The organism is Novispirillum itersonii (assembly GCF_014205675.1).
GTDB classification, from domain to species: Bacteria; Pseudomonadota; Alphaproteobacteria; order Rhodospirillales; family Rhodospirillaceae; genus Novispirillum; species Novispirillum itersonii_A.
The window spans coordinates 164769-185186 of record NZ_JACIIX010000002.1; the positions used below are offsets into that span (position 1 = coordinate 164769).

A 20418-nucleotide genomic window follows, 5' to 3' on the forward strand; every position below is an offset into this window, starting at 1 on the left:
GCTTACTGCTGCTGCGCCGGGGCGGCAACGCGGACCGTCGCGCCGGGCTTGATTTTCTGGATACCGGCGGTGACCACCTTGTCCCCGGCGGTCAGGCCGCCGGTAACGATCCACGAGTCGCCTGCGGCCTGCGTGGTCTCCACCGGACGGGGGGCAACGGTGTTGTCGGCGTTGACCACCCACACCTGGGTGGCCCCGGCCGGGGTGCGGACCACCGCCTGCTGCGGAATCAGGAAGACGTTGTCACGCACACCCTGCTCGATGCGGGCGCGGACGAACAGGCCGGGGAACAGGTCGCGGTCCGGGTTGGGGAACACGGCGCGGACCTGCACCGATCCGGTGCTTTCATCAACGGTGACGTCGGAGAACTTCAGTTCGCCGGTATGGGCATAGGGCTTGGACACCCCATCCAGCAGCAGGGTCACCGGGGCGGCGTCCTTGCGCTGCACCGATCCGGCGGCGGCAGCCTGTTTCATCCGCATCAGATCGGCACTGGACTGGTTGAGGTCGACGTAAATCGGATCAAGCTGGGTGATCAGCGCCATCGAGGTGGTCTGATTGGCGGTCACCAGCGCCCCTTCGGTGACGGCGGATTTGCCGATGCGCCCGGCGATCGGGGCATAGACCTTGGTGTAGTCCAGATTGATACGGGCGGTGTCAATCGCCGCCTGTGCCACCTGAATCTGCGCCTTGGCCTGATCGAGGCTGGCGATCACGTCGTCATAATCCTGACGGGAAACCGCGTTGATCTTGACCAGTTCGGCGTAGCGGGCAGCCTTGGCCTCCACCGATTTCAGGCTGGCGCGGGCCTTGACCAGATCGGCCTGCGCACTCTGCACCACCGCCTGATAGGGGGCGGGGTCAATCTGATACAGCTGCTGACCGGCCTGAACGTCGCTGCCTTCCTCAAACAGGCGCTTCAGGACGATGCCGCTGACCTGCGGGCGCACTTCAGCGACGCGGAAAGCGGTGGTGCGGCCCGGCAGGTCGGTGGTGACCGGCACGTTGGACGGGGTGGCGGTGATTACCGCCACTTCCACCGGCGGCATCCCGCCACCGGGGGCGGCGGCCTGCTGCTTCGGGGCTTCGTCGCAGGCGGCCAAAATCAGGGCTGAGGCCAGGGCAAGGGGGATGGCAACCGGAAAGAGAGGGCGTTTGGCATGCATCGGGGTGTCAGCTCCGGTGGGGAGGCCCACGGGTGACTCGGGGGCCCGGGGCGAAAGTGCTGTACTGTACTGTACAGTTTGATACAATCGCAAGCGTGAGATGAACGCCGTCTGATTTTTTAGGAACCGACCGTGACTGAAATGCCGCAACCGCCCGAAAAACCGAGCCGGGGAGAAGCCCGGAGACAGGCTATTCTGGAGGCGGCGATGACCCTGTTTCTGGAGCAGGGATTTGAACGCACCAGTCTGTCGGATATTCTGCGTCATTCCAAGGGATCCCGCAGCACATTGTATGAGGCTTTTGGAAACAAGGAAGGGTTGTTGCGCGCCATGGTGCGGGAAGCCTGCCACCGGGTGTGGGATACCGTCGACCCGGGAGCTGATGGTGAAGACTGTCCGGGGGTGTCGGCGACCCGTGAGGATTTAACGGCGTTCGGGCTGCATTTCCTGCGCACGGTGATGAGTCCGGGGTCGATTGCCGTCTACCGGATCATGGCAGCGGAGGGCACCCGGTTCCCCGATATCGCCCGGCAGTTTTATGATGAAGGCCCGAAACTGCTGACGGACCGGTTGACCGCCGTGTTCCGGCGCGGGCAGGCGGAGGGCCTGCTGATGGACGGGGATGCCCGGCTGATGGCGCAGATTTTCATCGGCACCCTGTTCAGTGACTTTCACGTCCGCCGGACGCTGGGACTGGCCCCGGTGATTGAGGAACAGGAAATGGCCTACCGGGTCGGGGTTGCCGTTGATGTCTTCCTGACCGGCGCGGGCCGCAGGCGTGGGGGCTGACGCCAAAAAGGCCGGTGCCCCCCTCCGGCAGGGGGCAACCGGCCCTTTCAGAAACAGGTCAGAAACAGATCAGGCACAGGCCAGACCGTTTTCAACTGCAGAACCGGGGTCCGCTTTTGCTGAAAACGCTCCGGACTGTTGCCAGAGGACTGTTTACCGTTCGACTTCACGGTTCCAGCGGTCGTTCCATTCCGGACGCTTTTCGTTGATCACGTCCCAGTTGACCAGCGTGGCATTGGCCATGTTGGCCTGGAAGGTTTCCAGTTCTGCCTGCTTATCCGGGGTGGCCTTGGCCTGACGGTTGGACGGAATCTGGCTGCCGTACTGCATGGCGGCTTCCTGCGCCGGGACCGACAGCAGGAAGGCGGCCAGCTTCTGGGTCAGTTCCGGTTCGCTGTTGTTCTTGATCGCGCATTCGCCGACCATCAGCACCACGGAGCCTTCCTTCGGCTGGGCGTATTCAACATCGATGCCCTTTTCCTTCAGGGCGCCGACGCCGGTCGGGGTCAGCGGGAATAGGGCGGCTTCGCCGGTCTGCACCATTTCCGAGATCTTCGACGAGCTGGGGATGTATTCCAGCACGTTGGTGCCGACCTTGGTCTTCCAGTTCTTGAAGCCCGGCTCAACATCAGCCTCGCTGCCGCCCTGGGTACGGTTGAACATCAGGAAGGCGTGCAAGCCGAAGCTGGAGGACGGGGCAGACTGCACCACCAGCTTGCCCTTGAACTTCGGGTCGGTCATGTCCAGCCACGACGACGGCGGGGCCCACTTGTTTTCGGCGAACATCTTCTTGTTATAGGCCAGACCGACCATGCCCATGTTCACCCCGGCAGCCATGCCGCCCTTGATCTGGGCGACGGGATACAGCTGACGGTAGGAATCAGACGGCTGGAGGCGTTCGCACAGGTCCATGCCGATGGCGCGGAACATCAGGCCGTCATCGAGGAAGGCGATGTGCATCTGCGGCGCTTCCTTCTGCGCCTGCATCTTGGCGAGGATATCGGTGGAGGTGCCGGGCACCACCACGACCTTGACCCCGGTTTCCTTTTCAAACAGCGGGAACACCTTTTCGGTGTAGGTCTTTTCCATGGTGCCGCCGTTCATGCCGACGTACAGGGTCTTGTCAGCGGCAGTGGCGACGCTGGCCGACAGGGCCAGCAGGCTGGTGGCGGCGATCAGGGATTTCATCAGGGTCATCGTCACATATCCTTCCTGTTATCAGATTATGGTTAGACCGGTATGGTCATGCAGGGGAGGAAAAACGGTCGGGGCGGAACGCGTCGATCGGCGTCACGCTGCGGCCGGTGGTCACAAGGTCGGCAAGCACCGCGCCGACAGCGGGACCGATCTGGAATCCGGCCCCGGAGAATCCGCAGGCATGGAACAGACCGGGATGGATGCGGCTGGGCCCGATGATCGGGGCGTGATCGGGGGTTTCTGCTTCAACCCCGCTCCAGCTGCGGATGATGGTGCAGCCCTGAAGGGCCGGGAACAGACCGGTGCCCTGTGCCAGCAGCCGCAGGGCGGCCTGCCGTTCCGGGCGGGCAAAATCAGGCGGGGTGGTGGCGGAGCGGGCATCGGCCTTCGGGTGGGCAAAGCCGCGCCCGCCGCCGAAGACGAAGTTGCCGCGTTCCACCTGCCGCCCGTAGACGCCGCCGCCTTCCACCCCGATGCTGACCGTCAGGAACGGCGGCAGGGGTTCGGTCACGGCCATCAGGGGATGGATCACCGAAATCGGCAGCGGATCGCCGATTCCGGCGGCCAGTTCCCCGGCCCAGGCCCCGGCGCAGTTGATCAGAACCGGGGCTGAGGCGGTGATTTCGGCCTGTGCACTGGTGACGTGAAACCCTTCCGGGGTGATGCGGATGTCGCTGACCGGGGCCCGGTCCAGAATGGTGGCCCCGGCTGCCGCCGCGGCCCGTGAAAAGGCCGGGGAGACAAGGCGCGGATTGGCGTGGCCGTCTTCCGGACACAGGGACCCGCCGATGGCGCTGTCGCCGATCATCGGATACAGGCGGCGCAGGTCGGCGGTGTCCAGCAGTTGCAGGCCGAGGCCGAAGTTTTCCACCCGGGCGGCATAGGCTTCCAGAGAGGCCATATCGGCGGCGGAGCGGGCCAGCTTGAGATGCCCGGAGCGGACATATTCCCCGTCCTCGCCGATCAGGGACCGCAGGTTGGCCCACAGGGCGTGCGCCCGCTGTGCCAGCGGCAGGTGCTCCGGCGGGCGGCCCTGACGGCGGACCCCGCCGTAGTTGACGCCACTGGCCCGGCTGCCGGGGCGGTCGCGTTCCATCAGGATCACCGAGGCCCCGGCCTGACGCAGGAACAGGGCCGCGGATCCGCCGACGATCCCGCCGCCGACGATCACCACATCCGCGCGCAGATGGTGGGTCATGGGGTGTCCTCCCCGGAAACCGGCGCCGGAAGGGTGGCGGCGGGTAAGGGTTTGATCGGGGGCTGCGGGCGCAGCCGGGCAATGGCGGAAACCGGCCTGCCGGTTTCATGGGCCAGAACTTCAGCGGCGGCGACCCCGCACATCCGGCCCTGACAGCGGCCCATGCCGATCCGCGACAGCGCCTTCAGGCGGTTCAGTTCGGTCGGGGTGTCGGTCCGCACGGTCTGGCGCAGGGTGCCGACGGTGATTTCCTCGCAGCGGCACAGGGTCATGCTGTCCGGCAGGTCGTGCGCCCATCCGGCGGGAACCGGGAAGGCGGTCCACAGGGCGGAGCTGAAGCGGCGGAAGCGGGCCAGCCGTCTGTCCAGCGCGGTCACACGGGTGGGGTCAACCGGCAGGCCCCGGTCCTGCAACAGGGCCAGCGCGGCCCGCTCTCCGGCGGCTTCGGCGGCGTCGGCCCCGGCAATCCCGGCACCATCCCCGGCGACATAGACCCCGGCGACCGAGGTACGCCCGGCGTCATCCCGCTCCGGCAGCCAGACCCGGTGCAGATCGTTGAAGGCAAAGCGGCACCCGGCCAGATCGGCCAGCTGGGTTTCCGAGCGCAGACCATAGCCGAGGCCGATGCCGTCGCAGGCGGTTTCCCGGTCCCGGCCTTTGGCATCCCGCCAGTGCAGGGCGGCGACGGTCCCGTCGGGGCCGCTGATCTCGCGCAGGGTGACACCGCTGTGCAGCGGTACATCGTGCAGGCTCAGCCACGCGGTGTAATACAGGCCCTTCAGCAGGGTATCCGGGCAGGCGAGCAGGCCGGGCAGGGCGTGGATGCGGTTGACGAAGGGGGCGGTATCCAGCACGGCGGCAACCGTGGCCCCGGCCTTGGCATACTGATAGGCGATCAGATACAGCAGCGGGCCGGTTCCGGCGAAGACCACCCGCTTTCCGATGCCGCAGCCCTGTGCCTTCAGGGCAATCTGGGCCCCGCCGAGGGTGTAGACGCCGGGGCGGGTCCAGCCCGGCAGCGGCAGGATGCGGTCGGTGGCCCCGGTGGCAAGGATCAGGCTGTCATAGGGCAGGACGGTGCTGACCGGCTGGCCGCTGGCATCGCGGTTCATCAGGTCCAGTGCGCCGTGTTCGATGTTCCACACCAGCGTTTCGGTGTAGTGGTCGATCTGCCCGGCATAGGGGGCCAGCGCGGTATGGATGGCCCGGGCCTTGGCGGCCTCGAAGCCATACAGGGCTTCCGGCGGGCGGGTCAGACCGGCGGGGGGCTGGCGGTAAATCTGTCCGCCGGGGCGGGCAGCTTCATCCACCAGCACCGGGTTCAGCCCGGCGGCGGCGAGGGTGACGGCGGCGCGGACCCCGGCGGGACCGGCCCCGACGATCACCGGACGCAGGGAGGTGGTTGCGGCGGCAGTCATGAGGCCGCTCCCGTCATCACCGGGGGGACGGTGGCGGAGGTTGACAGGCTCATGCCCTCTTCCAGCAGGGTGGAACAGGCGCGCAGCCGTTCCACCGGCCCGGTCCCCCGGCGTACCTGAATCCAGCAGTCCTGACAGGCCCCCATCAGACAGAACCCGGCCCGGTTTTCCCCGGTGAATTCAGTCTGACGCAGGCGGTTGGCACAGGTCAGGATCGCGGTCAGCAGCGTGTCCCCGGACAGGGCCGTCTGCGGCTGGCCGTCCAGAAAAAAGTGCACAGGGGGGCGGGACTGCTCCGCGTAGCGGACGAGCAGGCTCATGACAGACCTTTCAGAAAGGGTCGCAGCAGGCAGGGAAGGGGGTGGTCAGCGTTGGCCGACCAGCACCCGGTCAAGCCCGTAGATACGATCCAGCAGCAGGGCGGTGGCGGCGGTCAGGCCGACGATCAGGGCCGAGACGGCGGCCATCATCGGGTCAATCGATTCCGTCGCGTACATGTACATTTTTACCGGCAGGGTGATGGTGGACGGCGCGGTGATGAAGATCGACATCGTCACTTCATCGAAGCTGTTGATAAAGCACAGCAGCCAGCCGCCGCTGACACCCGGCAGGATCATCGGCAGGGTGATCCGCCGGAACACGGTCAGCCGGCTGGCCCCCAGCGACAGCGCCGCATGTTCCACCGAGCGGTCATAACCGGTCATGGCGGCAATCAGCAGGCGCATGGCATAGGGGGTGATCACCACCACATGGGCCAGAGCCAGCCAGACAAAGCTGCCGGTGGCCCCGATGCGGGCGAACATCTGCAACAATGCCACACCCAGCACCAGATGCGGGATCACCAGCGGCGACAGGAACAGCCCTTCCAGCGCCTGACGGCCGGGGAAGTTGCCCCGGGTGATCGCCAGCGAGGCCGGGACCGCCAGACCGACCGCCAGAGAGGCGGAAACGGTGGCCAGCCACAGGCTGTTGATGAACGAGGTGACAAAGTCCGGGTGTTCAAACACCTTGCGGAACCAGCGCAGCGACCAGGTCCAGCCCGGCAGCGATAGGGTGTTTTCCGGGGTGAAGGCCACCAGACAGACGATCACCAGCGGGGCCAGCATGAACATGACCACCAGCGTGTTGAACAGGATGGCAAAGGATCCGTTACGGGGCATGGCGGCTTATCCCAGTCGGCGGCGATACTGGCGTTCCACCACCCGGTGGCAGGTCAGCATCACGATCAGGTTGGCAATCAGCAGAATGACGGCGATGGCGGCACCCATCGGCCAGTTCAGCTCGTGCAGGTACTGGTCATAGACGGTGGTGGCCACCATCTTCAGGCGGCGTCCGCCCAGCAGACCGGGGATGGCGAAGGAACTGGCAGCCAGACCGAAGACGATCAGCCCGCCGGACAGGATGCCCGGCATGATCTGCGGCAGCACCACCCGGACAATGGCGGTCAGGCGGGAGGCCCCGAAGGACAGGGCAGCCTGTTCCACCTGCGGATCCAGTTTCTGCAGGGCGGTCCACACCGGGATCACCATGAACGGCAGCATGACGTGGACCAGCGCGGTGATCACCGCCCCTTCGGTATACAGCATGCGGGTTTTGCCGATGCCGATCGCCTGAAACAGCATGTTCACCGGGCCTTCAATGCCCAGCAGCATCGACCAGCCGAAGGTGCGCACCACCACCGACACCAGCAGCGGCGTCAGCACGATCATCAGGAACACCGACCGCCACGGCGCGGCCATCCGCGACAGGATATAGGCCTCCGGCACGCCGATCACCACGCACAGCAGGGTGGTGATCAGCCCGATGCGCAGGGTGCGCAGGAAGATCTCAAGGTAATAGCCGTCGCTGACGATGGCGGCGTAATGGCTGAGGGTGAAACCGCCGGTGGCCCCACGGGCAGCGTCGTATTCATTGAACGACAGCATCAGGGTCAGGGACAGCGGCGTCAGCAGCATGACGGCGAACAGCAGCAGCGACGGCAGGGTCAGCCACGCCGCCGAGCGGGTCCGGGGAGAGGCGGTGTCGCTCATCGGCCGCCCTCCGGCAGGGTCCGCAGGATGGCATCATCCCAGTCCAGCGCCACGGCGGTGCCGGGGGGATGGGCCGGGCTGCCATCGTTGACCTGCACCACCACCATCGGCCCCAGCGGGCTTTCCAGATGGTACAGCCACTGACTGCCGAGGAAGAAACGGTCAACGATGGTGGCATCGGCGCGGCCCTGTCCGGCGGGCTTCAGCATCAGCTTTTCCGGGCGGACATGGCGTTGCGGGCCGCCGTCGGTGGCGGGGGGCAGCAGGTTGGTCTTGCCGACGAAGCGGGAAATAAACTCCGAGGCCGGATGTTCATACACCTCGTAAGGGGTGTCGATCTGGGTGATCCGGCCACTCTGCATCACCACCACCCGGTCGGAGACCGAGAAGGCCTCGGCCTGATCGTGGGTGACCATGATGGTGGTGGTCCCGACCTGCTGCTGGATGGTCCGCAGCTCGAACTGCATGGCCTCGCGCAGCTTGGCATCAAGGTTGGACAGCGGTTCGTCCAGCAGCAGCAGCGGCGGGCGGATGACGATGGCGCGGGCAAGGGCAACGCGCTGCCGCTGGCCGCCGGAGAGCTCGCGCGGGTACCGTCCGGCGTGGGCATCCAGATGCACCAGTGCCAGCGCCTGTTCCACCCGGCGGGCGCGTTCGGCACGCTCCACCTTCTGCATCTCAAGGCCGAAGGCGACGTTGTCGGCCACGGTCATATGCGGGAACAGCGCATAGCTCTGGAACACGATGCCGAGACCACGGCTGTTGGCCGGGGCGTGGGTGATGTCGCGGCCCTGCAGGCGGATCCGCCCGGCGGTGGCATCGACGAAACCGGCGATCATTTGCAGGGTGGTGGTCTTGCCGCAGCCCGACGGCCCCAGCAGTGAAATGAACTCACCCTGCTCGACGCTGAGGGACACGTCATCGACGGCCTTCACCGGACCGTAATGTTTGCTCAGGGCGTCCAGTTCAAGAAAGGGCACAGCTGGGTCTCCCGTTTTTCATTCCGCTATGCGGAAAGAAATTGCCTGTCTGTCCAAGGGGTGGACCGGGGCGGTAAGGGGGATCCGCACCCGGTCCGCAGGCCATTTCGGCCCGTTGGATCCAGAGTTTTCCGAACCGGGGGCAGCGTCAACGTCAGTTTTCGTATGGTTGAAAAAATTTTCAAAAAATTCCAACATACGGAATATCGAGAAATGGTATGACCTATTCCTTTGCCGGAGGAGAAAACGATGACCGAGCCCGCCGATGACCCCCGCCGCCCCGGTGCCGACGCGGGCAGCAAGACCAGTCTCCAGCGGGGGATCGCGATTCTGCGAGCTATCGCCGCCCATGGTGGTACCGGGGCGCGCCTGACCGATCTGGCGCGGGATCTGGGCATGACACCGCCGACCGTCCACCGGCTGCTGAAGGCACTGGTGGCGGAAGGGATGATTGACCACGACCCGCAGGGCAAACGGTACCGGCTGGGGCTGGATTTGTTCGTGCTGGCGGCGCAGGCCGGATCCTGCGGCACCCTGCGCGACATGGCCCGCCCGATCCTGCTGCGGCTGTCGGCCACCCTGCGGGAGACGGTGTTCCTGCTGGTGCGCAACGGTTTTGACGCCATCTGTCTCGACCGGGCGGAAGGGCCGTTTCCGATCCGCTCCTTCACCGGGGATATCGGCGGCCGGGTGATGCTGGGCATCGGGCAGGGCAGCCTGACCATTCTGGCCCACCTGCCGGAGGATGAGCAGCAGGAGGTGATCCGCTTCAATCTGCCGCGCATGCAGGGGATGGGTTTTCTGGATGAGGTCTATCTGCGGACGGCCATCGCCAAGGTGAAGGCGCAGGGCTATTCCAGCCAGCATTCCGGGTTGCTGCCGGGGATGTCGGGGGTGGCGGTGCCGGTGTTTGACCGGCAGGGGCGGGCGGTGGCGGCGCTGTCGATCGGCACCCCGACGGACCGGCTGACCGATGAGCGGCTGACCGTGGTGGTTGATATCCTGCGTCGCGAGGCCGCCGGGATCAGCCGCCAGCTTAACCCCTTCGATCCGGCGCTGTCGCGCTCCGGCGTTTCGGGCAGCATTGTGTAAATCCCGGGGGCAGCCGTGCAAAAAACACGGATCTCAACCGTCTGCCGCAGGATGACAGATCGGTGACAGTCTGCTTCCATAGGAAAGATCCCCAGACCCCCATTCCGGCATTCTGCTGTCGGGAGACCAACTGTGCCCCCTGTGACGACTCCCCTGATCCCCGCTGCCCTCCGGATGCAGGAGCTGCGGCATGCCCCCTGATGACCGTGAGACCGGTATTTCCCCGGCGGACAGCGGCCTGTCTGACCCGGTGATCCCGGCGGAGGCCGATGGTGCCCCGTCTGCCGTCCTGCCTGCGGTTGCGGACACCCTGCCGGAGTGGGATCCGCCCCCTCCGGCGGCGGTGACGCCATGGGGCCTGTTCCTGCTGTTTTCTTCGCTGGCGATGATTGGCTTCGGCGGAGTCCTGCCATGGGTGCACCGCAGTCTGGTGGAGCGCCGCCGGATCCTGACGCAGGCGGAGTTTGCCGAGATTTTCGCCTTTTCCCAGCTGCTGCCGGGGCCGACCATCTGCAATCTGGCGATCATCGTCGGCTACCGCCGTTGCGGGGCGCTGGGGGGGCTGGCGGCGGTTACCGGGATGGTGGTTCCTCCGGCGATCGGTGTGCTCGGGCTGGCGGTGCTGTATGACCGCTACGGCGGGACAGCGGTGGTGAGCGACGTGCTGCGGGGAATGTCGGTGGTGGCGGTGGCGTTGATCTGCTCGATGGCGGTCAAAATGGCGCGGGGGATGCCGCGCACCCTGCGGGCCGGGGCGTTTGCCGGAGCGATGTTTGCCGCCATTGCCCTGCTGAAGTGGCCGCTGGTGGCGGTGATGTTCGGGCTCGGCGGACTGGCGGTGCTGATCCAGAAGAAACCCGGTGGCGGAGAGGCGTGATGGACAGCCAGTGGAGTATTGCCGGGCAGATCCTGTTGCATTTCGCCCTGTTGTCGCTGATGGCGATTGGCGGCGGGGTGATTGCCCTGTCCCCGGAAATGATGCGCTTTATGACGGAGACCCACCAGTGGGTCAGCCATCAGGTGTTTGTCGAGGCGTTTACGCTGGCACAGGTGGCGCCGGGGCCGAACTTCCTGTTTGCCACCATCATCGGCTATCGCGCCGCCGGAGTGATCGGGGCGGTGGCGGCCACGGTGGCACTGGTCGGGCCACCGGCCCTGCTGGCGGTACTGGCGCTGCGCTATGGCAACCGGGTGGTTGGCCGCAGTCTGGGGACGCGGATCCGGCTGGCGGTGCTGCCGCTGTCGATCGGGATGATGGCGGCGACCTCGTGGTCGCTGACGCTGATGGCGGTGCAGACCATACCCCAGATCGGCCTGTTTGCGGCGGCGGTGGCGGTGCTGGTCTGGACCCGCCTCAACCCGCTGTGGCTGATTGCCGTGGGCGGAGTGCTGGGGGCGCTGAAGATCGTCTGAGCGTCAGGGGCTGAAAAAGGAAAGGGCCTGTCTGATCCACCCGACAGGCCCGTTGATGGGAATTGGAGGGTCGGTGGACAACCGTCTTCCCATCTGAGAATCAGCTTATCCCTTTTCTGTCGGGAATTGCAACGGGAAGAGGCTTTGTTGTTTTCATTACCCGCGTTTGCGACCGCCCCCGCGCCGGGCCTGTTTGGCGGCGCGGGCGGTGCCGGAGGCGGTGGACGCTGTCAGGCGGGGTTTATAGGTGACGTCGGGCATCTCCAGCTCGGCGGCTTCCAGACGGCGGATTTCGTCGCGCAGTCGGGCGGCTTCCTCGAATTCCAGATCGGCGGCGGCCTTGCGCATTTTCTTGTCGAGATCCTCGATCACGCTGCGCAGATTGTGGCCGACCAGTTCGGTGGCCCCGCTGACGCCGGTATCGACGGTCATGTAATCCTGTTCCGCCACATCGCCCAGCACATCGGCAATCCGCGACCGGACGCTTTCCGGGGTGATGCCGTTGGCGATGTTGTAAGCCTGCTGCTTTTCACGGCGGCGGGCGGTCTCGTCCAGCGCCTTTTTCAGGCTGTCGGTCATCTTGTCGGCATACAGGATCACCCGCCCTTCGACATTGCGGGCGGCGCGGCCGATTGTCTGGATCAGGGACCGGGTTGAGCGCAGGAAGCCTTCCTTGTCGGCATCGAGAATGGCGACAAGGGAACATTCCGGGATGTCCAGCCCTTCGCGCAGCAGGTTGATGCCGACCAGCACGTCAAAAGCGCCAAGCCGCAGGTCGCGGATGATTTCGATCCGTTCCAGCGTCTCGATGTCGGAATGCATGTAGCGCACCCGGACACCGTGCTCGTTCAGGTATTCGGTCAGGTCCTCGGCCATCCGCTTGGTCAGCACCGTCACCAAGGCCCGCTGTCCTTTGGCGGCAACCTGTTTGACCTCGCCCAGCAGGTCATCGACCTGATGCTCCACCGGGCGGATCACGCAGGTGGGATCAATCAGGCCGGTCGGGCGGATCACCTGTTCGGCAAAGACGCCGCCGGTCCGTTCCATTTCCCAGTCACCGGGGGTGGCGGAGACGAAGACGGTGGTGGGACGCATGGTGTCCCATTCCTCGAACTTCAGCGGGCGGTTGTCAACGCACGACGGCAGCCGGAAGCCGTAGTCGGCAAGGGTCATCTTGCGGTTGAAGTCACCCCGGAACATCCCGCCGACCTGCGGCACGGTGACGTGGCTTTCATCGACGATCAGGATGGCATCTTCCGGCAGGTATTCAAACAGGGTCGGCGGCGGCTCGCCGGGGCTGCGGCCGGTCAGCCAGCGGGAATAGTTCTCGATGCCCTTGCAGAAGCCGGTGGATTCCAGCATCTCCAGATCGAACAGGGTGCGCTCGCGCAGCCGCTGTTCTTCCAGCAGTTTGCCCTGCTCGATCAGCTCCGCCAGCCGGACCTTCAGTTCGTCCTTGATGCCCTTGATGGCCTGCGACAGCGCCGGGCGCGGCGTGACGTGGTGGCTGTTGGGGTAGAACGTCAGCTCGGTGAACGACAGCATCTTTTCCCCGGTCAGGGGATCGAATTCGGTCAGGGAGTCGATTTCGTCGCCGAACAGGTCAATGCGCCACGCCCGGTCTTCCTGGTGGGCGGGGAACACTTCGATCACGTCGCCCCGCACCCGGAACGCCCCGCGCTGGAAGGCGGCCTCGTTGCGGCGGTATTGCAGGTCCACCAGCTGCCGCAGGAAGGCATCACGGTCCAGCCGGTCGCCCTGCTTCACGGTCAGGCGCATGGCGGAATAGCTTTCCACCGAGCCAAGACCGTACAGGCAGGACACCGAGGCGACGATGATCACATCCCGCCGTTCCAGAATCGCCCGGGTGGCGGCATGGCGCATCCGGTCGATCTGTTCGTTAATGCTGGCGTCCTTCTCGATATAGGTGTCGGTCTTGGGGACGTAGGCTTCCGGCTGGTAGTAGTCGTAGTAGGAGACGAAATATTCCACCGCATTGTCGGGGAAGAAGGATTTCATCTCGGCATAGAGCTGGGCGGCGAGGGTCTTGTTGGGGGCCATCACCAGCGCCGGACGGCCGAGCGTCTCAATCACCTTGGCGGCGGTGAAGGTCTTGCCGGAGCCGGTGACCCCCAGCAGAACCTGATCGCGCTCCCCACTCCCGATTCCCTCCACCAGCGTGGCGATGGCCGTCGGCTGATCCCCCGCCGGGGTGTAGTCCGAGGCCAGCCTGAATTCCGCGCGCGGACCGGCGGGGGGCTTCTGGTACATCGGAAGCAGGACCGACATGGCAGGTTCCTCGGCAAGGAAAGGGATGACTGACCCTAAGGCGGACGGTATGCGTCCGGCAAGGGGCAGCATGGGAAAAGGGAGGGGGCTTTGATGGCCCTGTGCCGGAGCCCTGTGCCGGAACGGCAGCGGGGCCTTCAGGGCAAACCTGAAGGCCCCGCGCGATTCTTATCGGCAAGGAGAAACCGGATCCGGCTTATGCGTCGCCGGTATCGGCGTCTTCCATCTCCGCCGGGCTGGCGGTCATGGCTTCCTTGATCAGGCCGGCATTGGCGCGGATCGCATTTTCGATCTCGGCGGCCATGGTCGGGTTTTCCCGCAGGAAGGTCTTGGCGTTTTCACGGCCCTGACCGATGCGGGTGGAGTTGTAGGAGAACCACGAGCCGGACTTTTCGACGATCCCGGCCTTAACGCCAAGGTCGATCAGCTCGCCCATCTTGGAGACGCCTTCGCCATACATGATGTCGAAATCGACAACCTTGAACGGCGGGGCCACCTTGTTTTTCACCACCTTGACGCGGGTCTGGTTGCCGACCACTTCGTCCCGGTCCTTGATCTGGCCGACGCGGCGGATGTCCATCCGCACCGAGGCGTAGAACTTCAGCGCGTTGCCGCCGGTGGTGGTTTCCGGGCTGCCGAACATCACGCCGATCTTCATGCGGATCTGGTTGATGAAGATGATCAGGGTGTTGGAACGGGCGGTGGAGGCGGTCAGCTTGCGCAGGGCCTGACTCATCAGGCGGGCCTGAAGGCCGACGTGGCTGTCGCCCATCTCGCCTTCCAGTTCGGCGCGCGGCACCAGTGCGGCGACGGAGTCGATGATCAGCACATCAACCGCGCCGGACCGCACCAGCGTGTCGGCGATTTCCAGTGCCTGTTCCCCGGCGTCCGGCTGGGAGATCAGCAGTTCGTCGAGGTTGACGCCCAGCTTGCGGGCATAGGCCGGGTCAAGGGCATGTTCGGCGTCGACGAAGGCGCAGGTGCCGCCCTTGCGCTGGGCCTCGGCGATCACATGCAGGGCCAGCGTGGTCTTCCCGGAGCTTTCCGGGCCGTAGATCTCGACAATACGGCCCCGGGGCAGGCCGCCGATGCCAAGGGCAAGGTCCAGACCGAGCGAGCCGGTGCTGACGGCGTCGATGTCCACCGCATGTTCGCGCTGGCCGAGCCGCATGATGGAGCCTTTGCCGAAGGCGCGTTCAATCTGGCTGAGGGCAGCGTCCAGAGCTTTCTGCTTGTCCATGGTGTCCTTGTCAACGAGTCGTAAGGCGGTCTGGGTCATTCGATGCCCCCGTTATTCCATAGCTGGTGCGGACCTGCAACCGGCACAACAGTACATGATTTGTTCTTCTGCGCAAGAGGGGTTGGAACATAGGAAGAACAAACGCTGGGTCCGGTGGGCCGGATCGCTGATTGCCAGCGCCGGGGGCCTGTGGTCCAATCCGCGCCGCCTGAGGCTGGCCGGTATGCGCGGGGCCGGTCGCGGGGACTCCCCCCTCATACGCGCAGCCGGTGTGTGATGAAACCCAAAGATCTGGCGTCCTACGCTTTTCTCGCCCTCGCCTGGGGGTTGTCCTTTCTCGTCCTGCTGCGGGTGCTGAACACCTTCGGGCTGGCCGGGACCATTTCCTACCGTTCGCTGATCGCGGCGGTGACCCTGCTGCTGCTGTCGGCCGTCACCCGCCGCCGTCTGCGGTTTGGGGGCCGCTGGCTGCCGTTCGTGGTGGTCGGGGCCACCACCGTTGCCGGACAGCTGATCGGCCTGTCCTACGCCACCCCGATGATCGGGACGGCGATGACGGCGATTCTGGTGGCTTCGATTCCCCTGCTGTCGATGGTGATTGGCCGCATTGCCGGGATCGAGCGGATTTCCCCCAATGGGGTGGTCGGTCTGGTGTTGGGGGTGGCCGGGATCGTCATGCTGGTCGGCTTTCCGTCCCAGCCGGTGGACTCCACCTTTCTGCTCGGCTGCGCGGCGGCGATGTTCGGCTGTGTCTGTGCCGCCTGCGGCAGCCTGTATGCCAGCCGGTCGCTCAAGGGGACCGGCAGCTGGGAAGTCACCATCGGGGCGTTCCTGTCCGGTGGGGTGATGACCCTGCCGCTGGGTCTGATCTCGCCGCTGCCGCCGCAGATTATGGCGGTCGATATCGCCTATCTGCTGGTGCTGGGCTGCGTGATGAGCGCCATGACCTATGTGCTGTATTTCCGTCTGGTCTCGACCATCGGCCCGACCCGGGCCATCAGCGTGGAATTTGCGGTGACGGTGGTGGCGGTGCTGGTCGGGGCTTTGCATCTGGGCGAACAGTTGTCGTTGATGCAGGTGGCCGGTGCGGCGGTGATCGTATCCGGCTGCGCGTTGGTGCTGGGGCTGGTGCGGATTCCGGCCCGGCTGCTGCGATGGTGATGGGGAGTCAGGCTTCTGGCTGGTTTGATCCTGCCTCGCCACCCCCCTGCGCCAGCAGGGCCTTCACCCGGGCGGCCAGCTGGGTCAGGCTGAACGGTTTGGGCAGGAAGTGGAAATCGGTGGAATCAGCGATTTCCCCCCGTGCCGCTTCTTCAGAATACCCGGAAATCAGGATCACCTGTAGCCCGGGGCGGTCGGCCCGCACCGTGCGGGCCAGCGTCGCCCCGTCGATCCCCGGCATCACCATATCGGTGATCAGCAGGTCAATCGCCGGGTTTTCGGCCAGCAGATCCAGCGCCTGTTCCCCGGTGCGGGCTTCGGTCACAGTATAACCCTTGTTGCGCAGGGCGCGGGCGGCGAACACCCGGACCGGGTCTTCATCCTCCACCAGCAGAATAGTCCCGCCGCCGGTCAGGTCGGCGCTGTCCGCCGGGGGCGGGGCCGCCGACAGGGCCGGGTCATCAATGGCGCGCACCACCGGCTCGGTGGCGTCGGTCATGTCGTTCAGGCGCGGCAGGTAGATGGTGAAGGTGGTGCCGTCCCCGATCCGCGAGTCGACAAAGACGAACCCGCCGGTCTGGCGGATGATGCCATAGACGGTGGACAGGCCAAGGCCGGTCCCGGCCCCGACAGTCCCGGTTTTGGTGGAGAAGAACGGTTCAAAGATCCGGCCCAGATTTTCGCGCGGGATGCCGACACCGGTATCAATGGCGGTGATGACGGCATAGGGGCCGGGCGGAATGACCTCCGCCCCGCGTTCCAGCGGCGCTTCCAGCTGTTCCTGCCGGGTGGAGATGGTCAGGCAACCGCCGCCGGGCATGGCATCACGGGCATTGACGGCCAGATTGATGATCACCTGATCGAACTGCCCGGGATCCACCCGCACCTGCCCGACATCGCGGCCATGGCGCAGATCCAGCCGCACGCTTTCCCCCAGCAGGCGGCGCAGCAGGTGACTGAGTTCCGACAGGGCATCAGTGACGGTCAGGCGGCGTGGCTTCAGGGGTTGCTTGCGCGAGAAGGCCAGAAGCTGCCGCACCAGATTGGCGGCGCGGTTGGCATTCTGCTTCACCTGCATGATATCGGCGAAGGAAGGGTCTCCGGCACCGTGCCGTTGCAGCAGCAGGTCGCAGTACCCGATCATTGCGGTCAGCAGGTTGTTGAAGTCGTGGGCGACCCCCCCGGCCAGCTGCCCCATGGCCTGCATCTTCTGGGCCTGCGCGAACTGGGCCTCCAGATTGCGCTGGGCAGTGGTGTCGATCAGATAGGCCACCACCGCGTCGCCGCCCAGCAGGCTGAACCGCAGCATGGCGGCATTGTCGGGGTTGCCGGAAAAGCGGACTTCCCGCTGGGCGGCAGGGCCCTGTTCCAGCAGGGTCTTGTCAAACAGGGCCTGACCGTCAGCCCGGTCCTCTTCCGTCAGCAGATCCAGCAGGGTTCCGTCGATCACATCGGCGCGGCTTTTGCCGCACAGGCTCTCGAAGGTGGAATTGCAGTCGGTGATCACCCCGTCGGGGTCCAGCACACACAGGCCGACCGGAGCATTGTCAAACAGGCTGCGGTAGCGGTGATCCTCTTCGCCGCCGCTCAGGGACGGGGTCAGCGCCTCGCGCACCACCACACTGCGGGTCAGGGTTTCTCCGCCATCGTCATAGGTGGTCTGGAACACCAGTGCCGGAAACTGGCGGCCGTGGCTGTCGACAAAGTTCAGGTCTCCCCGCCATGCTCCTTCAATGTCGGGGACCTCGCCGTCATGCAGCAGGGCCGACAGCGGCTGACCGGTCAGGTCTTTCGGGGTGTAGCCCAGCCATTCGGAAAAGCGCTGGTTGACGCTGCGCAGGCGTCCGGCTGAGTCGGCGGAATAGACCCCGACCGGCAGCAGGTACAGGAATTCGGCGAGATCATCGCGTTCCTGCCGCAGAATGTCGTCAATGATCCGGCGGGCGGAAATGTCGGTGGCGGTCCACAGGCGGCCGGCGGGGGCTCCGGCCGGTTCCGCCGGGCGGGTTTCCACCAGCAGCCATTCGGCACCGCCGTCATCCTGCACCGGCAGTTCGACTTTTTCGGTGGTGCCGGAGTGGACGGCCGCCAGCAGCCGGGCGAGGGAATCGGCGGCGGTCTCCGGGGGCAGGCTGGTGCCGTCCTCCAGACCGGTGCCGAGGTCCGTCCCCAGATCGGTCGCCAGCGGCGAGGTGGTCTGGGTCAGCCGTTCCAGATAGGTCAGGGGGGAGGCATTGGGCCAGCGCTGGCGGGCGGCGGCATTGGCGGCCAGCACCGTTCCGTCACTGCCGGTGATGGCCCGGGCGGTGCCGTCCTGCTCGGTCAGGGCCAGCGCCAGCGCCGCCTTCTGGTGCAGGCTGCGCGCCCGCTGCCGGAAATACAGGGCGGCCCCCCCGGCGGCCACTGCCACGCCGGATCCGAAGGCCAGAGCCAGCGCCTGCGGCAGGGTCAGCGTAATTCCGTTCAGGGCGACGAGGCCGTCGGCAAACAACATGGGCAGGGGTCCTCGTCGGGCCGGAAGAAAAACGGAAACTGGCGGGGCATCGGGGGATGGATCAGCCGCCGTCAGGATCCGGCGGAGTTTCTTCCCAGCGGCGGGGTTTGGGGATCCGGCCACCGGATTTTTTCATCCGCATCACAAAGCCGATCACTTCGGCCACCGCCTTGTAATGATCGGGCGGAATTTCGCGGTCAAGCTCCACCGAGGCGTACAGGGCGCGGGCCAGCGGCGGGTTTTCGACAATCGGGATCTCGTGCTGTTCCGCCACTTCCCTGATCTTGCGGGCCAGACTGTCCACCCCTTTGGCGACCAGTTTGGGGGCGGCCATATCGTCCATGTCGTATTGCAGGGCGACGGCGTAGTGGGTCGGGTTGGTGACGATCACGCTGGCCTTGGGCACATTCTGCATCATGCGCTGACGGGATTTCTGAATGCGCAGGCTGCGGATCTTGGCCTTGATCTCCGGATTCCCTTCGGTCTCCTTGTGTTCGTCCTTCACTTCCTGCTTGGTCATTTTCAGCTGGCTGCGGTGCCGGTGGCGCTGCCACCACCAGTCCGCCGCCGCCACAGCGCCGAAACTGAGCAGGGTGCCGAACAACACCAGCAGGACCAGGTCGTACAGGTCACGCAGGGTCGAGCGGAAATCGAGCGCCGAATAAAGTTCCGGGTGCTTCAGTTTGGGGACGACCAGAAAACTCAGCACCACCCCGACCACCGCGATCTTGATGACACTTTTGGCCAGCTCCATCAGCTGATTCTTCGAGAAAACCCGCTTGAATCCGCTGATCGGGCTGATGTTGCTGAGCTTGGGTTCCAGCTTTTTCGGGGTGAAGATCAATCCTGCCTGCACGATCCCGCTCAGCAGGGCCATCACGTACAGCAGCCCGGCCAGCGGCAGCAGGAGAATGCCGACATCCAGCATCAACCGCACCAGAACCCCGCGGAAGCCGTCAACATCCAGCCGTATCAGGTGGATGTTCTGTAGGAACCCCTTCAGGAGGGATGTCATCTGACCCATGATCCACGGGGCCATTACCATGACGGAGGCCAGAATCCCGGCGATCATCAGCAGGCTTTTAATTTCCTGCGACATCGGAATCTGGCCGTCTTCCCGCGCCCGTTCCAGTTTTCGGTCAGACGGGTCTTCTGTCTTGGAGTCCTGATCCTCGTCCGCCATCGCGCTATCCGTATACGAAGGCGGTCAAGGTGCCCTCAAAGTAATGCAGGAATATCAGAATCAGCCCGGGCAGCGCCACCCACAACATCGCCAGCCCCAGCAGGATCTGCAACGGCATGGCGACAAAAAAGACGTTCATCTGCGGCGACAGGCGCGCCATCAGGCCAAGGGCGACCTGAAACACGATCCCCGCCACCACAAAGGGGGCAGACATCTGTAACCCGATGGCAAAGCTGCGGGCAAAGATATCGAGAAAACTGGTCAGGTGATCATCGGCAATCGGCATGCTGCCGACCGGAAACAGGGAGTAGGTGGCAATCAGTGCCTCGATCATCAGGTGATGCAGGTCCATCACGAACAGGCTGACCAGAATAACGTTGGACAGGGCACCGACCACCATCGCCCCCTGCTGTTCGGTGATCGGGTCAAACACCATGGCGTTCATCAGCCCGGTCATCTGGCCGATGTTGGTCCCGGCCAGATGCATGGCCCCCATCACCGCCTGGGTGATCAGGCCGAAGAATACCCCGTAGAAGGTTTCCAGAACGATCAGCATCACCAGAACCGACATCTGCTGTGGGGCTGCGGGCAGATTGGGGGACAGCAGCGGGGTGATCACCAGTGTGATTGCCACCGCCAGCAGCAGCCGGGACTTGACGTTGATGTAGTGGGCCGAGAATCCGGGCAGCAGCATGAACGCCGCGCTGAGGCGGACGAACACCAGCAGCACATGGAAGACGTTGAGGCTGAGGATTTCTGAAAGCATCG

18 protein-coding genes are annotated in these 20418 nt (G+C 65.1%); 5 read left to right on the forward strand and 13 right to left on the reverse strand.

What is annotated here, in order from left to right; all coding sequences use genetic code 11:
- Window positions 1-2 precede the first annotated feature (2 nt).
- On the reverse strand, window positions 3-1166 hold the full coding sequence (locus tag FHS48_RS03955; protein ID WP_184261631.1) for an efflux RND transporter periplasmic adaptor subunit: 1164 nt from the start codon (window positions 1164-1166) through the stop codon (window positions 3-5).
- A 141-nt stretch (window positions 1167-1307) separates the two neighbouring features.
- Between FHS48_RS03955 and FHS48_RS03960 the strand changes: the two genes are divergently transcribed.
- Window positions 1308-1955, forward strand: a complete 648-nt coding sequence (locus tag FHS48_RS03960) for a TetR/AcrR family transcriptional regulator (RefSeq protein ID WP_260402345.1) — start codon at window positions 1308-1310, stop codon at window positions 1953-1955.
- 153 nt (window positions 1956-2108) lie between these two features.
- On the opposite strand, the gene FHS48_RS03965 is transcribed toward FHS48_RS03960, so the two are convergent.
- The 7 genes from FHS48_RS03965 to FHS48_RS03995 are packed head-to-tail and all read right to left on the reverse strand — an operon-like array spanning window position 2109 to window position 8778.
- Window positions 2109-3152, reverse strand: coding sequence for an ABC transporter substrate-binding protein (locus FHS48_RS03965; RefSeq protein WP_184261635.1), 1044 nt, complete (start codon window positions 3150-3152; stop codon window positions 2109-2111).
- A 46-nt stretch (window positions 3153-3198) separates the two neighbouring features.
- A complete protein-coding gene (locus FHS48_RS03970; RefSeq protein WP_184261637.1) occupies window positions 3199-4350 on the reverse strand; it encodes an NAD(P)/FAD-dependent oxidoreductase in 1152 nt (383 codons plus the stop codon).
- On the reverse strand, window positions 4347-5768 hold the full coding sequence (locus FHS48_RS03975) for an FAD/NAD(P)-dependent oxidoreductase (RefSeq protein ID WP_184261639.1): 1422 nt from the start codon (window positions 5766-5768) through the stop codon (window positions 4347-4349). The genes FHS48_RS03970 and FHS48_RS03975 overlap by 4 nt, the downstream gene beginning before the upstream one ends.
- A complete protein-coding gene (locus FHS48_RS03980) occupies window positions 5765-6088 on the reverse strand; it encodes a (2Fe-2S)-binding protein (RefSeq protein ID WP_184261642.1) in 324 nt (107 codons plus the stop codon). The genes FHS48_RS03975 and FHS48_RS03980 overlap by 4 nt, the downstream gene beginning before the upstream one ends.
- A 45-nt stretch (window positions 6089-6133) precedes the next feature.
- Window positions 6134-6928 carry an ABC transporter permease gene (locus tag FHS48_RS03985; protein ID WP_184261644.1) on the reverse strand — a complete coding sequence of 265 codons (795 nt, stop codon included), beginning with the start codon at window positions 6926-6928 and terminating at the stop codon, window positions 6134-6136.
- 6 nt (window positions 6929-6934) lie between these two features.
- On the reverse strand, window positions 6935-7798 hold the full coding sequence (locus FHS48_RS03990) for an ABC transporter permease (RefSeq protein ID WP_184261646.1): 864 nt from the start codon (window positions 7796-7798) through the stop codon (window positions 6935-6937).
- Window positions 7795-8778, reverse strand: a complete 984-nt coding sequence (locus FHS48_RS03995; RefSeq protein WP_184261648.1) for an ABC transporter ATP-binding protein — start codon at window positions 8776-8778, stop codon at window positions 7795-7797. Before FHS48_RS03995 ends, FHS48_RS03990 begins: the two co-directional genes overlap by 4 nt.
- Before the next feature lie 249 nt (window positions 8779-9027).
- Here FHS48_RS03995 and FHS48_RS04000 point away from each other — a divergent pair, with 249 nt between their 5' ends.
- The 3 genes from FHS48_RS04000 (at window position 9028) to FHS48_RS04010 (ending at window position 11283) form a co-directional block, all read left to right on the forward strand.
- Complete coding sequence (locus FHS48_RS04000; RefSeq protein WP_184261650.1) at window positions 9028-9870, forward strand: IclR family transcriptional regulator; 843 nt, start codon at window positions 9028-9030, stop codon at window positions 9868-9870.
- A 190-nt stretch (window positions 9871-10060) separates the two neighbouring features.
- Window positions 10061-10747 carry a chromate transporter gene (locus FHS48_RS04005; protein WP_184261652.1) on the forward strand — a complete coding sequence of 229 codons (687 nt, stop codon included), beginning with the start codon at window positions 10061-10063 and terminating at the stop codon, window positions 10745-10747.
- The gene (locus tag FHS48_RS04010; RefSeq protein ID WP_184261654.1) at window positions 10747-11283 is read left to right on the forward strand and encodes a chromate transporter; all 537 of its coding nucleotides are present in this window, start codon (window positions 10747-10749) and stop codon (window positions 11281-11283) included. The genes FHS48_RS04005 and FHS48_RS04010 overlap by 1 nt, the downstream gene beginning before the upstream one ends.
- Window positions 11284-11439: 156 nt before the next feature.
- Here the strand turns inward: FHS48_RS04010 and uvrB are convergent, their stop codons facing one another.
- Window positions 11440-13572, reverse strand: coding sequence for an excinuclease ABC subunit UvrB (uvrB, locus tag FHS48_RS04015; RefSeq protein ID WP_184261656.1), 2133 nt, complete (start codon window positions 13570-13572; stop codon window positions 11440-11442).
- A 196-nt stretch (window positions 13573-13768) separates the two neighbouring features.
- Window positions 13769-14851, reverse strand: coding sequence for a recombinase RecA (gene recA, locus FHS48_RS04020; protein ID WP_184261658.1), 1083 nt, complete (start codon window positions 14849-14851; stop codon window positions 13769-13771).
- A 237-nt stretch (window positions 14852-15088) separates the two neighbouring features.
- On the opposite strand from recA, the gene FHS48_RS04025 reads away from it, so the two are divergent.
- The gene (locus FHS48_RS04025; protein ID WP_184261660.1) at window positions 15089-15973 is read left to right on the forward strand and encodes a DMT family transporter; all 885 of its coding nucleotides are present in this window, start codon (window positions 15089-15091) and stop codon (window positions 15971-15973) included.
- 7 nt (window positions 15974-15980) lie between these two features.
- Here FHS48_RS04025 and FHS48_RS04030 read toward each other — a convergent pair whose 3' ends face one another.
- The 3 genes from FHS48_RS04030 to fliR form a co-directional block, all read right to left on the reverse strand.
- A complete protein-coding gene (locus tag FHS48_RS04030; RefSeq protein ID WP_184261662.1) occupies window positions 15981-18467 on the reverse strand; it encodes a PAS domain-containing protein in 2487 nt (828 codons plus the stop codon).
- A 61-nt stretch (window positions 18468-18528) separates the two neighbouring features.
- On the reverse strand, window positions 18529-19650 hold the full coding sequence (gene flhB, locus FHS48_RS04035; protein ID WP_184261664.1) for a flagellar biosynthesis protein FlhB: 1122 nt from the start codon (window positions 19648-19650) through the stop codon (window positions 18529-18531).
- Window positions 19651-19654: 4 nt separating this feature from the next.
- Window positions 19655-20416, reverse strand: coding sequence for a flagellar biosynthetic protein FliR (gene fliR / locus FHS48_RS04040; RefSeq protein WP_184261667.1), 762 nt, complete (start codon window positions 20414-20416; stop codon window positions 19655-19657).
- Window positions 20417-20418: the final 2 nt, after the last annotated feature.